This window comes from Micromonospora sp. NPDC049102 (assembly GCF_043197485.1).
GTDB lineage: Bacteria > Actinomycetota > Actinomycetes > Mycobacteriales > Micromonosporaceae > Micromonospora.
This window is the reverse complement of sequence record NZ_JBICTE010000016.1, coordinates 45,099-58,819: the sequence shown is the minus strand read 5'-3', so window position 1 is coordinate 58,819 and position 13,721 is coordinate 45,099. Positions and strand designations below refer to the sequence as shown.

13 protein-coding genes and 1 riboswitch are annotated in these 13,721 nt (G+C 72.2%); of the genes, 6 read left to right on the top strand and 7 right to left on the bottom strand.

The features are described from left to right. Positions 1-130: 130 nt before the first annotated feature. Entirely contained in the window at positions 131-640 is a 510-nt protein-coding gene (locus ACGFH9_RS17475; protein WP_393220100.1) for a DinB family protein, read from the bottom strand. 78 nt (positions 641-718) lie between these two features. Between ACGFH9_RS17475 and ACGFH9_RS17470 the strand changes: the two genes are divergently transcribed. Further along, positions 719-1,234: a 2'-5' RNA ligase family protein gene (locus tag ACGFH9_RS17470; protein ID WP_355238165.1), complete on the top strand. Its 516-nt coding sequence runs from the start codon at positions 719-721 to the stop codon at positions 1,232-1,234. 8 nt (positions 1,235-1,242) lie between these two features. On the opposite strand, the gene ACGFH9_RS17465 is transcribed toward ACGFH9_RS17470, so the two are convergent. Then, entirely contained in the window at positions 1,243-2,481 is a 1,239-nt protein-coding gene (locus tag ACGFH9_RS17465) for an MFS transporter (RefSeq protein WP_393220098.1), read from the bottom strand. Positions 2,482-2,708: 227 nt separating this feature from the next. Here ACGFH9_RS17465 and ACGFH9_RS17460 point away from each other — a divergent pair, with 227 nt between their 5' ends. Further along, positions 2,709-2,894 (top strand): hypothetical protein, encoded by a 186-nt coding sequence (locus tag ACGFH9_RS17460; protein ID WP_355238168.1) that lies wholly within the window; start codon positions 2,709-2,711, stop codon positions 2,892-2,894. Between the two features lie 25 nt (positions 2,895-2,919). Here the strand turns inward: ACGFH9_RS17460 and corA are convergent, their stop codons facing one another. Further along, on the bottom strand, positions 2,920-4,050 hold the full coding sequence (gene corA / locus ACGFH9_RS17455) for a magnesium/cobalt transporter CorA (RefSeq protein ID WP_393220095.1): 1,131 nt from the start codon (positions 4,048-4,050) through the stop codon (positions 2,920-2,922). Positions 4,051-4,223: 173 nt separating this feature from the next. Between corA and ACGFH9_RS17450 the strand changes: the two genes are divergently transcribed. From ACGFH9_RS17450 to ACGFH9_RS17435, 4 genes are all read left to right on the top strand, one after another. Next, on the top strand, positions 4,224-6,197 hold the full coding sequence (locus ACGFH9_RS17450) for an amino acid transporter (RefSeq protein ID WP_393220220.1): 1,974 nt from the start codon (positions 4,224-4,226) through the stop codon (positions 6,195-6,197). An 86-nt stretch (positions 6,198-6,283) separates the two neighbouring features. After that, positions 6,284-6,395, top strand: a riboswitch (SAM riboswitch). A gap of 393 nt (positions 6,396-6,788) precedes the next feature. Further along, positions 6,789-7,619, top strand: a complete 831-nt coding sequence (locus tag ACGFH9_RS17445; RefSeq protein ID WP_393220092.1) for an ABC transporter substrate-binding protein — start codon at positions 6,789-6,791, stop codon at positions 7,617-7,619. A 45-nt stretch (positions 7,620-7,664) separates the two neighbouring features. Next, on the top strand, positions 7,665-8,444 hold the full coding sequence (locus ACGFH9_RS17440; RefSeq protein ID WP_355238177.1) for an amino acid ABC transporter permease: 780 nt from the start codon (positions 7,665-7,667) through the stop codon (positions 8,442-8,444). Then, on the top strand, positions 8,441-9,187 hold the full coding sequence (locus ACGFH9_RS17435; protein ID WP_393220089.1) for an amino acid ABC transporter ATP-binding protein: 747 nt from the start codon (positions 8,441-8,443) through the stop codon (positions 9,185-9,187). Before ACGFH9_RS17440 ends, ACGFH9_RS17435 begins: the two co-directional genes overlap by 4 nt. 27 nt (positions 9,188-9,214) lie before the next feature. Here ACGFH9_RS17435 and ACGFH9_RS17430 read toward each other — a convergent pair whose 3' ends face one another. The 4 genes from ACGFH9_RS17430 to ACGFH9_RS17415 all read right to left on the bottom strand — a co-directional run bounded on the left by ACGFH9_RS17430 (position 9,215) and on the right by ACGFH9_RS17415 (position 13,679). Next, positions 9,215-10,513: a hypothetical protein gene (locus ACGFH9_RS17430; RefSeq protein WP_393220085.1), complete on the bottom strand. Its 1,299-nt coding sequence runs from the start codon at positions 10,511-10,513 to the stop codon at positions 9,215-9,217. A gap of 136 nt (positions 10,514-10,649) precedes the next feature. Next, entirely contained in the window at positions 10,650-12,224 is a 1,575-nt protein-coding gene (locus ACGFH9_RS17425) for a Na+/H+ antiporter (RefSeq protein ID WP_393220083.1), read from the bottom strand. Positions 12,225-12,371: 147 nt separating this feature from the next. Further along, positions 12,372-12,917: a winged helix-turn-helix domain-containing protein gene (locus ACGFH9_RS17420; RefSeq protein ID WP_393220080.1), complete on the bottom strand. Its 546-nt coding sequence runs from the start codon at positions 12,915-12,917 to the stop codon at positions 12,372-12,374. 81 nt (positions 12,918-12,998) lie between these two features. Further along, positions 12,999-13,679 carry a CHAP domain-containing protein gene (locus tag ACGFH9_RS17415; RefSeq protein ID WP_355238192.1) on the bottom strand — a complete coding sequence of 227 codons (681 nt, stop codon included), beginning with the start codon at positions 13,677-13,679 and terminating at the stop codon, positions 12,999-13,001. Positions 13,680-13,721: the final 42 nt, after the last annotated feature.

Genomic DNA, 13,721 nt, shown 5'->3' with positions numbered 1-13,721 from the left:
CACCCGAACCAGGTGAGCCCCACTCCCCCGCGATCTTGCACTTTCTGTGGCGACACATCGCCCAGAAGACCCCACATCAACAACCCAAAGTGCAAGATCGCGGGGTCGGGTGGGGGCGGGGGCGGGGGGGTCAGGCTTGCTTTATGAGGCCGCGGACGTAGGCGGCCTGGCCGGCGTGTTGCGCGTCGTCGTCGGCGATGCTGACCAGCCGCACGCCGAGGGTGACCGGCGGGTCCCACGACTCGTCGACGATGCGGTCCAGGTCCGCCGGACGCAGCCCGGTGAGAAACGATCCGGTACGCGCCGAGACCGCGCCGTAGTAGTCGATCAGCGCCTGCGCGCTCTCCGGCCGTACTCCCGCGACCTGCTCGGGCGTGTGACCGTAGCCGGTGTCGTGCGGGTCGGCGATGAGCCCGAACCGGCCCGCCCAGTCGCCACTCATCCAGATCTGCTCGGCGTCGAGCAGGTCGGCGACGTGGTGGTCCTGAACGCGGGTCAGGTGCCAGACGAGCCAGCCGACCGGGTTGGCGCCCTCGGCTGGCGCCCAGCGCAACTGCTCGGGCGTGAGGCCGTCGACCGCCGCGCGGACGAGGTCGGGCAGCCGGTCGTACGTCTCGGTCAGCAGGTCACTCACGTCCACGGGTACGCCTCCTGGTCGGTATTGGATCACCGTACCGCCGGGCACCGACGACCCGATCCTGCCCGCTACGGTGATCACGTGGTCGCGGCGCTGGAGTTGTATCTGGACCCGGACGCCACCCGGCGCATCCGGGTGCTGTGGGACGCCCTGGAGGCCGAGGGTGTGCAGAGCATGCGCTCGCTGTTGGAGCAGCGGCACCGCCCGCACGTGTCGCTCGCGGTGGCGCCCCGCTTCGACCCCGACCAGGTCGCCGAGGCGCTGCGCGGCACGGTCGTGGCAGCCCCGCTGCGACTCGACTTCCAGCACGCCGGGCAGTTCGTCGGGCGGGTGCTGTGGCTCGGCCCGACGCCGACGGCGGAGCTGCTGGCACATCACCGGCTGGTGCACGGCCGACTCGCCGCCGCCGGTGTCGGGCTGGTCGAGCACTACCAGCCGGGGCGCTGGGTGCCGCACTGCACACTGTCGATGCGCGTACCGAACACGCTGATGGCCGCCGCGATCCGCCGCTGCCTGGAGGTGCTGCCGGTGGCGGCGACAGTGGTCGGCGCGGCGCTCACGGACCACGCCCGCGGCATCGCCCACCCGCTGCCCTAGGGCCTGTTTCACAAGGACGGTCGAGCCGAGGTGGAGTCCGGGCGGCGATCCGGCAAAGCGCGCGCGGAGGCCGTCGCCGCCACCGCTGACGCCCCGGCGACGAGCAGCAGCCGCGGTCCCAGTGGGACGAGCGCCCCGGCCAGCCCGGTGCCCAGCGAGCCGGCGGCGCCCCGCAGGGCCGCCGTCGAGACGAACACCTGCGCCCGTACGGCGTCCGGCGCGTACGTCGAGCGGGCGGCCAGGGTGGCGGCGAAGAGTGGCGCGGTCGCCGCTCCGGCGAGGGCGAACGCGACGACGGCGACACCGAAGGTGGGCTCGGCGGCGCAGAGGGCGATTCCCACCGCGGCGAGCGCGACCCACCGGACGGTGAGTCGTTCCGGCTCGCCGGTCAGCGGAAACGCGGTGACCAGGAGCGCGGCGGCAAGGTTTCCGCCACCGTAGGCGGCGGCCAGCAGCGCGCCGGAGACCGCCGGCCGGTCGAGATCCGTCGCCAGCGCGATGGCGAGTCCCGACAGCGTCCCGCCGGTTAGCGCGGAGAGGGTGGTGACGGCGGTGACCCGCCGCAGCGGGCCCGGCCCGAGCAACGCCCGCAGCACACCGTGTGCGGACGTGGTCCGCGCCGGCCGGCGGCCGGTGGGCACGCGTGCCGGCAGCGTGCCCACGAGGGCGGCCGCGAGCAGGGTGGCGACGCTCAGACCGAGCACCGAATTCCGGGGTCCGACAAGCGCGGCGAGGGCCGCCACGGCCCCCGGGCCGGCGCTGCTGCCCAGGCCGTACGTCACCGCGTCCCAGCCCTGGCCCCGACGTTGCGACCGTTCGTCGGGGGCGAGCAGCCCGGCGAGCCGGCTGCTCAGTCCGCCGGTGAGCAGCGGCCCGCAGGCCCCGGCCAGGACGAGCAGCGCGGCGGGCACGCCGACCGGCGTCCGGCCGAGCAGCAGAGCGGCCGTGCGGAGCGCCGCGGCGTACGTCACGAAGCCGGCCGTCAGCGGGCCCCGCCCGTCCGGTGCCCGGTCCAACCAGCGCGCCACCAGTGGTCCGAGCAGATGTGGCGCGGTCAGGCAGGTGGCCAGCAGACCGCCGAGCAGGGCCGGTCGAGCAGCCCCGACCTCCGGCACGGTGGCCAGCAACACCACGCGCACTGTCGCGCCGGTGTCCGCGCCCCGGGCGAGCGTCGCCGCGGCCACGTAGCGGGGTAGGGCGCCACGTCCGACCGCCACCGGTGTGACCCGGTCGAGAGGTTCGCTCACCCGTGCGTCGCTACCCACTCGACCGATCACCGGAACGTCCGGGCGACTTGTCCGGTTTGGCGGGCGTGAGTCGGGAAACCGAAAACAAGGGGTGCGAACGCGGTGTGACGTGGGATGGTTCGACGTGGATGCCGTACCGGTGGCGACCCGTGAGCGGGCCGCCCGGCCGGGGGCGCGGACGCACACCGCGCCGCCCGCGACGGCTTCGACGAGGAGAGGCAGGGCCCATGCAGGCTCAGCGCAGGCCACCGCGTAACGAGCGGAGCCAGACCACGCACGACCGTACCGGCGGCGGCATGACCGGCGCGGCCACCCCGCTGACCATCTGGGCCGCCGCCGTGCTGCTCGGGCGCATCGGCGCCGGTGACGACGACGTCGAGGACGAGCGGCACATCCTGCGCGGCATCGAGTGAGCCGCCGGCGTCGCGGGAGCGTCGTTCAGAGCCAGCCGCGACGCTTGAAGACCAGGTAGAGGGTTCCGCACACCAGCACCATGAGCAGCAGCGCGAACAGGTAGCCGAAACGCCAGTTCAACTCGGGCATGTGGACGAAGTTCATGCCGTACACCGTGCCGATCAGGGTGGGGGCGAACAGGATCGCGGCCCACGAGGAGACCTTCTTCAGCTCCTCGTTCTGCGCGTAGCTGGCCGCCGTGAGGCTGCGCATCTCCTCGTTCTGCTGCTGCGAGACAAGTGTCGCGTTGACGGTGAGGATGTTCTGCAGCAGGTGCCGGAACCCGTCGACCCGCTCCACCACCTGGGTGAGGTGGTCGGTGACGTCCCGCAGGTAGCGGCGCAGTTCCTCGTCGGTGCCGTAGTCGCCGGCTCCCGCCGCCAACGCGTCGAGGATGCCGAGTAGCGGACGGGCGGCCCGCTGGAACTCGATGACCTCCCGGCTGAGACCGTAGATGCGCCGGCTCGCGTTCGGGTCACCTCCGAAGACCTGGGTCTCGATCTCGTCGATGTCGTTCTCCAACCCGGCGACCACCGGCGCGTACCCGTCGACGACCTGGTCCAGGATCGCGTACAGCACCGCCTCGGGGCCTCGGGCGAGCATCGCGGCGTCGGCTTCCATGCGGCGTCGTACCGCGGCCAGGTCGGGGGCCTCCCCGTGCCGGACCGTGACCACGAAGCCGGGGCCGATGAACAGGTGCAGCTCGGAGAACTCGACCTCTTCCCGCAGGTCGTCGTAGCGGGCGGCGCGCAGCACCACGAAGAGGGTGTGTCCGTACCGTTCCAGCTTGGGCCGCTGGTGGGCGTTGATCGCGTCCTCGACCGCCAGGTCGTGCAGGCGGAACTCGCGCGCCAGTGACGAGATCTGGTCGATGTCGGGCCGGTACAACCCGATCCAGGCCATCGCGTCGTCCTGCGCCTGGAGGCACGAGTACGTCTCGGCGAGGCCGGCCGGCGAGGCGTACCGGTGTCCCCGGATGTAGACGGCGCTGTCGACCAGACCTCCGGCGGACGAGCTCTCCGGTTGCGGCGGCGGGACGGCCCCGGACCGGGTCTCGTGCTCGTCGAGCTGGCGGCCGAAGCCGTCGCCTCGGCGGAAGCGGCGGCCACCAAGCACGAGCCCGCTCCCTTCCCGGCGCTGCCCGGCCCGGGGTTGGGGACGGGGGCGCTGCTTCCCCCGTGCTCCCAGCCCGAAACCCTCGGCGCGCCGCCGGGACCGGTACTCGCGGCGGGCAGGTTCCGCGCACCACCGGACGGACGTCGACCGGACGGCGGATACTCGCGGTGACCATGGGCGGGACGGGGGTGACGCCGGTGGAGGTGGACAGGCGTGCCGGCCGGCGGACCGACCGGGTACGGCGCTGGCTGCTCGCCGACGAGTCGCAGCAGCCCGTGCCGCAGGGCCTGCACGTGCGACCACGGGAGGAGCGGCACCACCCGTGGTGGAAGGTGATGTGCCTGACCGGCGTCGACTACTTCTCGACGCTGGGCTACCAGCCGGGCATCGCGGCGTTGGCTGCCGGGGCGCTCTCACCGGTGTCGACCCTGGTGCTGGTGCTGGTCACGCTGCTGGGCGCGCTGCCGGTCTACCGGCGGGTGGCGGTGGAGAGCCCGCACGGTGAGGGCTCGATCGCGATGCTCGTACGCCTGCTCAGCTACTGGCCGGGCAAGCTGTTTGTGCTGGTGCTGCTGGGCTTCGCGGCCACCGACTTCATCATCACCATCACCCTGTCCGCGGCCGACGCGACCGCCCACATCGACGAGAACCCGTTCCTGCCCGGCGGGCTCAAGGGTCACGAGGTGGTGCTCACGCTGCTGCTCGTGGCCCTGCTCGGCGCGGTGTTCCTCAAGGGGTTCGGCGAGGCCATCGGGATCGCCGTCGTCCTCGTCGCGGTCTACCTGTCGCTGAACGCGGTGGTGATCGCCGACGCGCTGTGGCGGGTGGTGAACCACCCCAGCGCGGTCGGGGACTGGAGCACCGCGCTGCGCACCGGGCACGGCGACCCGCTGATGGTCGTCGCGCTGTCCCTGCTGGTGTTCCCGAAGCTGGCGCTGGGGCTGTCCGGCTTCGAGACCGGGGTGGCGGTGATGCCGCACATCCGGGGGGACCGCCAGGACTCGGAGGATCGGCCGCTGGGCCGCATCCGGGGCTCGCGGCGGCTGCTCACCACCGCCGCCGCGACGATGAGCGTCTTCCTGATCACCAGCAGCGTCACCACCACCGTGCTGATCCCGCCCGAGGCGTTCCAGCCGGGCGGGGCCGCCAACGGCCGGGCGCTGGCCTACCTGGCCCACCAGCATCTCGGAGGGGTGTTCGGCACGGTCTACGACCTCTCCACCATCGGAATCCTCTGGTTCGCGGGGGCGTCCGCGATGGCCGGGCTGCTCAACCTCGTACCCCGGTATCTGCCCCGCTACGGCATGGCACCGACGTGGGCCCGCGCGGTCCGGCCGCTGGTGCTGGTGTTCACCGGGGTGGCGTTCCTGATCACGGTCGTCTTCTCCGCGAGCGTCGACGCGCAGGGCGGCGCGTACGCCACCGGGGTTCTGGTGTTGATCACCTCGGCGGCGACGGCCGTGACCCTCGCGGCGCGGCGGCGGCGTCAGCGCGGTCGCGCGGTCGCGTTCGGGGTCATCGCGGTGGTGTTCGTCTACACCACCGTGGCGAACGTCGTGGAGCGTCCCGACGGTGTGAAGATCGCCGCCTGTTTCATCGGCGCGATGATCCTGGTGTCGGCGCTGTCGCGGGTGTTGCGGGCGTTCGAGCTGCGGGTCGACCACGTCGAGCTCGACGAGGTGGCGACCGGGATGATCGACGAGCGCGCCGACCGTCGCATCCGCCTGATCGCGCACGAGCCGGAGCGCCGCGACCTGACGGAGTACCGCGACAAGCTGGCCCAGGCCATGGCGGACAACGACTTCCCCGACGACAGTGACGTGATCTTCGTCGAGGTCCGGATCACCGATCCGTCGGACTTCGAGACCGGGTTGCTGGTGCGCGGCAGCGTGGCGCACGACCACTTCCCGGTGCTCAGCCTGGCCAGTTCCTCGGTGCCCAACGCACTGGCCGCGCTGCTGCTGGAGATCCGCGACCGCAGCGCGCGACGCCCGCACATCTACTTCGAGTGGACCGAGGGCGGTCCGGCCCGCAACGTGCTGCGCTACCTGGCGTTCGGGCAGGGCGAGATCGCCTCGGTCACCCGGGAGATCCTGCGCCGTCAGGAGCCGGACCAGACGCGCCGGCCGCACGTGCACGCCGGTTGACCTGCTCGTCGGGCACGGGCCAGGGCTGGTGAGCGTGGTCATATCGGCTGGACGACCGACCAGTGGCTGCTGCTAACCTCGACGCAGGTCATGAGCGCCAGCGACAAGCCCCGGCTCGCTGGCCGGCAACCCTCCTCCGCGGTGGGGTGCCCCGGGTGAAGACCAGGCACCGGCAGGACGTCGGTGCAAGCGTGGCCTGGCACCCAGGTCAGCACCAAGACCCGGGAGACCGCATGTACATCCTCAGCCTCACGCCACCGGCCGTCCGGCGCATGCCGGCCCTGACCCGGCGTCGGCACGTGGACCTGATGCGAATGCGCAGCGCGGCGTGTACCGCCGCCTGAAGCGCTAACCCCTCCCCTCCCCGCCCTCCCCTCCCCTCTCCACCCTCCCCTCTCCACCCCGCCCACACCTCCCGGGCACCCACCCATCCGCGCGACCCCTCGCGTCGATCATGAAGTTGTTGCCCGTCCGACCGGCGTGTCGAGGCAACAACTTCATGATCGACGGGGTCGACCCTGTCTTTTGGAGATAACTGTGCGATTTCTTGGTCGATTTGTTGTTGTTGGGGCGGTTCTTGTTGCTGGTGGGTTGAGTGGCTGCGGGGGCGGGGGTGGGGATGGTGGCTCGGCGGCGGGTAGTGGCAGCAACCCGTACGGTCTGGCGCAGCCGGGTGTGCTGCGGGCCGGCACGCTGACCGACGCGCCGCCCAACGTGTACCTCAAGGACGGTAAGTTCACCGGCTTCGACAACGACCTGCTGACCGCCGTGGCCGGCGAGCTCGGCCTGCGGGTCGAGTTCGTCGGTACCGACTTCTCCGCGCTGCTGTCCCAGGTCAACAACCACAAGTTCGACGTCGGCAGCTCCTCGATCACCATCACCGAGGCGCGCAAGAAGACAGTCGACTTCGGCAACGGGTACGACTTCGGCTACTTCGGCCTGGACGTCCCGGCCGGTTCACCGATCAGCGGGTTCGACCAGCTCGCCGGCAAGCGGGTCGTGGTGGTGCAGGGCACCGTCCAGGACGACTACGCCACCGGCAAGCAGCTCGACCCGGTGCGTGTACCGGACTACAACGGCGCGATCAACCAGCTCAAGGCGGGCACCGCCGACGCCTGGATCGCACCGGCCGAGATCGGCGAGAAGTCGGCCGCCGACAGCAACGGCAAGATCACCGTGGCGGCCAAGCAGCTCAGCCCCGCCCCGACCGCGTACGCCGTCGCCAAGGATGGCGACAAGCTGCGCGAGGCGCTGAACAAGGGCCTCGACGAGGTGATCGCCGACGGCACGTGGAGCCGGTTGCAGGCCCAGTACTACCCGGGGCGGCCCATCCCGGCCGACTTCAAGCCGGGTAGCGGCACGGCGGCGGCCCCGGCCACGCCGTCCGGGTCGGCGCAGCCGTCCGCCTCGACGGCGTCCTGAGCGACAAGCGGTGACGAGCGAGCGGGACGGTAGGAGAGGCGAACGATGGATCCGTTGAGCACCCTGTGGGAGACGTTCTTCGACGCCGACGCGATGCGCGAGGCGCTGCCCGAGATGCTGACCGTCGGGCTGCCCAACACCCTGATCCTGGCCGTCTCCGCCGCCTTGCTCGGCACGGTGCTGGGTCTGCTGCTGGCCGTGGCCGGCATCTCCCGTAGTCGGTGGCTGCGCTGGCCCGCACGGGTCTACACCGACGTGTTCCGGGGGCTGCCAGCCGCGGCGACGATCCTGCTGATCGGCGTCGGGCTGGCCCCGCTGGGCATGCAGGTCTGGGGACCGGAACCGTACCCGCTGGGCATCCTCGCGCTGTCACTGATCGCCGCCGCGTACATCGGGGAGATCTTCCGCTCCGGCATCCAGTCGGTGGAGGCAGCGCAGTTGGAGGGCGCGCGGGCGCTCGGCTTCTCCTGGGCCGACGCGATGCGGCTGGTGATCATCCCGCAGGGCATCCGGCGGGTGCTGCCCGCCTGGGTCAACCAGCTCATCGCGCTGATCAAGGATTCCAGCCTGGTGTACTTCCTCGGTCTGGTGGCCAGCCAGCGGGAGTTGTTCCGCATCGGGCAGGACTACGCGGCGACCACCGGCAACGAGTCCGCGCTGCTGCTGGCGGGTCTGTTCTACCTGGCGTTGACCGTCCCGCTGACGCACGTCGTCAACGCGATCGACCGGCGGTTGCGCCACGGCCGGCCCACCACCGCACCCGCGGACGACGAGGACGAGGACGACCCAGCGCTGACTGGCATCCAGGAAGGAGACCGGCGATGACCACCACCGCGACCACCACCTCGGTCAGCGTCGACGCGCGTGACGTCCACCTGGCCTTCGGGTCGAACCGCGTGCTGCGCGGCGTCGACCTCAGCGTGCCGCGCGGCGCGACGGCCTGCGTGATCGGCCCGTCCGGTTCGGGCAAGTCCACTCTGCTGCGTACGCTCAACCGACTCATCGAGCCGGACCGGGGCGACGTCCTGCTGGACGGGCGCAGCGTGCTGCGCGACGACCCGGACGCGCTGCGCCAGCGGGTGGGCATGGTGTTCCAGCAGTTCAACCTCTTCCCGCACATGAGCGTGCTGCGCAACGTCACGTTGGCGCTGCGTCGGCTCCGCAAACTCGGCGAGGACGAGGCCGTCCAGGTCGCCCGCGCGCAGTTGGAGCTGGTGGGGCTCGCCGGTAAGGCCGACGCCCGGCCCGCGCAGCTCTCCGGTGGTCAGCAGCAGCGGGTGGCGATCGCCCGGGCGTTGGCGCTGCGACCCGAGGTGATGCTCTTCGACGAGGCCACCTCGGCACTCGACCCGGAGCTGGTCAAGGGGGTCCTCGGGGTGATGGCCGACCTGTCCGCCGCCGGGATGACCATGGTGGTGGTCACCCACGAGATGGGCTTCGCCCGGCAGGTCGCCGACACCGTCGCCTTCATGGACCGGGGCGTCGTGCTGGAGGCCGGCCCGCCGGAGCAGATCTTCGAGGGGGCCGAGCACCCCCGGCTGCGTCGCTTCCTCGCCCAGGTGCTCTGAGCCCGTCGCGCAGGTGGCCGGCGGCGCTCAGTCGGCCTGGTGGCGCAGGTGCGCGGCGAACGCCTTCAAATCACCGAGCAGCTCCAGGATGGCGTTGCGGTAGGCGACCGACGCCCAGAGGTGCAGCTCCTCGTCGTCCAGTCCGCCGAACGCGAGCGACAGCGCCTTGCGTCGACGCCGGTCGAGCACCTTGTGCGGGCGGGCCAGGAGGTCGCCCTCGCGCCGCAACGCCTGGAGGTAGGCGGCCACCGCCTCCTGATAGTGCCGCCCGGCGACCCTCTCCAGCAGGGTGAACTCGAAGACGTTCAACGCCGCCTCGGAATCCCAGTAGGCGCTGTCGCGCACCGGCGCGCTCGCCACGTGCCGGCCCATGGCGTGGCGGGCCTCGTAGAGCAGCAGCACGCCCCGGCCGGTGGTGCTCAGCGGTCGGCGGGGCGCCGGCAGCCGCAGCGTCCGCACCGGCGCGGCCGCGGTCAGGTCCACCGCGCCGGCGTACGTCGGCATGCGCTGCGTCGCCGACGCCGGCTCGGGCAGCAGGCAGGCCCGCTCCTGGTAGGGCACCGGACCCCGGCCGGGAGGCAGGGCGCGCACCGTCGCGTCGTGCAGCTCGCTGAGCGGCCGGTCGTCCGGGGCGCGGCCCGGTGGCAGCGTGAGCACGAGACCGTTGGCGCCGGGCACCGGCACGCCCAACACGCAGGAGTTGCGCAGGAACGCCCAGGTCGCCGCCGCCTCGCGAATGCCGCTCGCCACGGCCTGCGCGTCGGCGCGCCAGTCCTGGGCGATCCGTAGCCGTTGCGCCAGGTCGGCGGTCGCAGCGCCGTCGTGCGGATACAGCTCCCGAACGGCCCGGGGCAGCGACCCGGGGCGCAGCGCCAGCGGGTCGCCGGTGGGCGGGGGCGCGGCGTGCCTGGGGCAGTCGGCGTCGGAGTGCGGGTCACCGTCGACCGCGTGGCAGTCGCCCAACCAGCTCGCGCCGGGAGGACCGGCCGGACGGGCGAACGCCAGGTGGGGCAACCGGCCGGTACGCAGGACCGTCTCGTACTGCGGTCGGGCTCGGCCGGCCCGCAGCACGTCCAGCGGCAGCACGGGTGCCAGCGTCACCACGGCGGTGAGGACGACGCAGTGCGGGCAGGCGTCGCGTACCCGGTAGCGACGGAGGTGGTCCAGACCGGGCTGCTCCCACTGGACACCGATGACCGCGTCGTCCTGCGCCATCAGGTAGAGGAACTCGGTGGCGACACGCTCACGGGTGACCGAGGCCAGTTCGTCGAGGAACTGCCGTTCGGTGACCATCCTCGGGTCGGCCGCGCTCGCACCGGTGGCCATGGGCACCCCCTTCACCGACCGAGCAGATCGACGAACGCCGAAATGAGCTCTACCGTACCCGTCGACGACCTGGCCGAGCGCCCCGTTCCCGCGTGCGGCGGTGTCACGAATGCGTCAGGCCGCGAGCTGCCGCCGCTCAGTCGTTGGGTCCGCGCCCCAGCAGCCGGATCTCCTCGTTGTCCAGCGCCGACTGAAGCTCCTGGAGTACCAGGTCGTCGATCTCCCGGTTGTCGCGCAGCCGGGTCAGCTCCTGTCGCTTGTGGGCGAGGACGGCGAGACGCAGCCGACGTTCCAGCCGACGTTCCTCGGCGGTTCGGCCGCCGGTCTCGTTGAGGTCCTCCAGGTGCCGCTGGTACTCGGCCCGCAGACGGTGGACGGACTCCCCCTCGGCGCCGACCTCGGCGGCGACCTGGGGCAGGGCGTCCAGGCCGGCCTGGGTCGCGCGCCGGCGGGCGTGTCGGGCCTCGTCGACGCGCTCGGGGTCGCCGGACAGCCCCGCCCAGCGCACCACCAGCGGCAGCGTGGTGCCCTGCACCAGCATGATCAGGACGATCACCAGCGCGGTGACGAAGATGATCAGGTCTCGCTCGACCACCGGCCGCCCGGCGACCGTCATCGTCGGGACGGCCAGCGCGGCGGCGAGTGAGACGGCGCCCCGGAATCCGGACCAGCCCGCGACCGTGCCGACCCGCCAACTCGACGTGCCGTCCTCCTGCTCGGTCATCCGACGACGTCGTAGCCTCGCCGACTGCGCCGTGAGGTAGACGAAGCCGAGCCGGGTGACCACCACGGCGAGCGTGACCGCGAGCACGATCAGCACGGCCCGCGGCGGCGAGGTGCTGACGATGCCGCGCACCGCCCGGGGGATCTGCGTGCCGAGCAGCACGAACAGCCCACCGTTGATCAGGAAGGTGGACAGGTCCCAGAACGCGTACGCCAGTACCCGCGACCGGGCGCGGATCACCCGTGGACCGGCGTACGCGAGGACCAGGCCGGCGACCACGACCGCCAGCACACCACTGGCATGCACCGCGCTGGCGAGCAGGAAGGCACCGAACGGGGTCAGGACGCTCAACGCGCCCTCGCGCAGTGGGTCGTCGAGCCGCTTGCGGATCAACACCACGATGATGCCCACCAGCAGACCGGCGACCAGGCCGCCCAGGCTCGCCCCGACGAACTCCTCGCCGATGCCCAGCGCCCCCGGCTCCGCGCTCTGGGTGAGCAGGCCCACGGTCACCGCGAAGACCACCAGGGCGGTTCCGTCGTTGATCAGGCTCTCGGCGTGCAGGGTGGTGAGGAGCTTGCGGGGCAGCCGCTTGGCCAGGCCGGTGACCGCCGCGGCGTCGGTCGGCGCGAGGACCGCGCCGAGCACCCAGGCGGCGGCGGGGTTCACGCCGAACGCCTGGGCGGTCAGGGAGACGGTGATCATGGTGAGGACCACGAGCACCACGGCGAGCAGCCCGATCACCGGCAGGTTCGCCCGGATCTCCCGCAGGCTGATGGTGAGGCTCTCCCGGTAGAGGATCGCCGGCAGGAAGATCAGCAGCACCAGGTCCGGTTCCAGGACCACGTCCGACAGCGGCGGCGCCAGCCCGAGCAGCACCCCGAATGCGATGAGCAGCACCGGCGGCGCGACCCGGTAGCGGCCGCCGAGGGTGGTGCCGATCAGGACGGTGACGCCCAGCACCACGATCAGCACGAGCCCCTGCACGGCGTACCCCCTCGATCCCGGCCGACGACGGAGGCCGGTGGTTCCATCTGACCGCACACCGGGGGCCGCTTCCACAGGAACGGACAAGTCCCCTGCCGGCCGAGAGCGGTAGCGCTCAGGTCGCGTCGGCGGCGCGGACGCGCGCGGTCAGCAGGCGGGCGGCCCGGCGGTGCCGGGCGGCCTCCTCGTCGTCGCCCAGCGCGGCAGCGAGGTCGGCAAGGTGCCCGGCGACCGGGCCGGCGGTGAGCACCCACGCCAGAGCCCGAGCGCCGCATCCAACGCCGCGAGGGCCGGCGCGGGCAGGTCCGCCGCGAGGTGCCGCCCGGCCGCACCGACCGCCGCCTCGAAACGGTCGGCATCCACCGCGTCGGGAGTGGCCCGCAGCGCGTACCCCGATGGTTCGGTGACCAGGAGGCGGGATGGCTGCCGGGACGGCCGGTCGGGCTCCAACGCCCGGCGCAGGTCGCCGACGAACGTGCGGATCGCGCCCAGCGCCCGCTCCGGTGGGACCTCCCACAGGTCGTCGACGAGGCGTTCCACCGGCACCACCCGGCCCCGGGCGATCAACAACCGGGCCAGCACGAGTCGCTGCCGGTGCCCCCGCAGTGGGACCGGAACCGTCCCGGCGGTGGCGGTCACCGGTCCGAGCACGCCGAACGTCACCGCCACCGGTGGGCTCGGCTGCCTGGTCATGGCACCAATCTACGGACGGCGAACGGGCGACGACGCCGGCCCCGAGCCGCGGGGCCCGGAGCCGGCGTCGTCCGCGTCGGCCTACTTCGCCGCGGGTGAGGCGTACCCGACGACGGACGATTCCCAGTTGTTGTGCTGCGGGTGGGTCACGCCGTCCGACTGGTTGCCGCCGACCACGTAGTGGTTGCCGTCCGTGCTGGTGTCGACGTACGACGTGACGATGGCGACGTGGTCGTAGGTGCCGTTGCCGTCCCAGTCGTAGACCGCCGCGTCGCCCTTGCGCGGGACGTAGCCGCTGCCGCGCCCGTGCCAGGTGCCGTTGTTGATGCCGTACGTGCGGAAGCTGCCCGCCGCCGCGGTGAGGCCGGTGTACTTCGCGCCGCCCCAGTAGAAGGCGAACTTCGCGAAGTCGGCGCACCAGGGCCGCTTGCGCCACGCCACCGGTCCCCAGGCCTTGGTGCCGTCGCGGTACATGTAGCCGTCGGTGGTCTTGCCGCACTTCGCGTACGTGGAGGCGGTGCCGTCGTAGCGGTCGTTCGCCGGGTCGGCCCAGAAGCCGCTGTAGAAGTTGCAGTCCTCGGTCGACGTTTCGGACAGCCGTGCCTGGACGTCGGTGTTGGTGGAGGTGTACTGCTCCCAGGCGATGTTGCCGACGTCGATGCCGAGCTGCGTGTCGCCCGCGGCGTACGCGGGGCTGGCCACGCCGAGCGCCGACGCCGCGAGCGCTACCGCCGCGACCAGCGCCATCCGGATCAGTTTCATCGGTTCTCCCACTTTCTGACTGACGGGTGTGGACGTCAGAAA

Excerpts from the sequence above, each read along its gene's own strand:
- ACGFH9_RS17415 (WP_355238192.1), bottom strand. The coding sequence starts at position 13,679 with ATGAAACTGATCCGGATGGCGCTGGTCGCGGCGGTAGCGCTCGCGGCG.
- ACGFH9_RS17435 (WP_393220089.1), top strand. The coding sequence starts at position 8,441 with ATGACCACCACCGCGACCACCACCTCGGTCAGCGTCGACGCGCGTGAC.
- ACGFH9_RS17420 (WP_393220080.1), bottom strand. The coding sequence starts at position 12,917 with ATGACCAGGCAGCCGAGCCCACCGGTGGCGGTGACGTTCGGCGTGCTC.
- ACGFH9_RS17460 (WP_355238168.1), top strand. The coding sequence starts at position 2,709 with ATGCAGGCTCAGCGCAGGCCACCGCGTAACGAGCGGAGCCAGACCACG.
- ACGFH9_RS17430 (WP_393220085.1), bottom strand. The coding sequence starts at position 10,513 with ATGGCCACCGGTGCGAGCGCGGCCGACCCGAGGATGGTCACCGAACGG.
- ACGFH9_RS17450 (WP_393220220.1), top strand. The coding sequence starts at position 4,224 with ATGGGCGGGACGGGGGTGACGCCGGTGGAGGTGGACAGGCGTGCCGGC.
- ACGFH9_RS17440 (WP_355238177.1), top strand. The coding sequence starts at position 7,665 with ATGGATCCGTTGAGCACCCTGTGGGAGACGTTCTTCGACGCCGACGCG.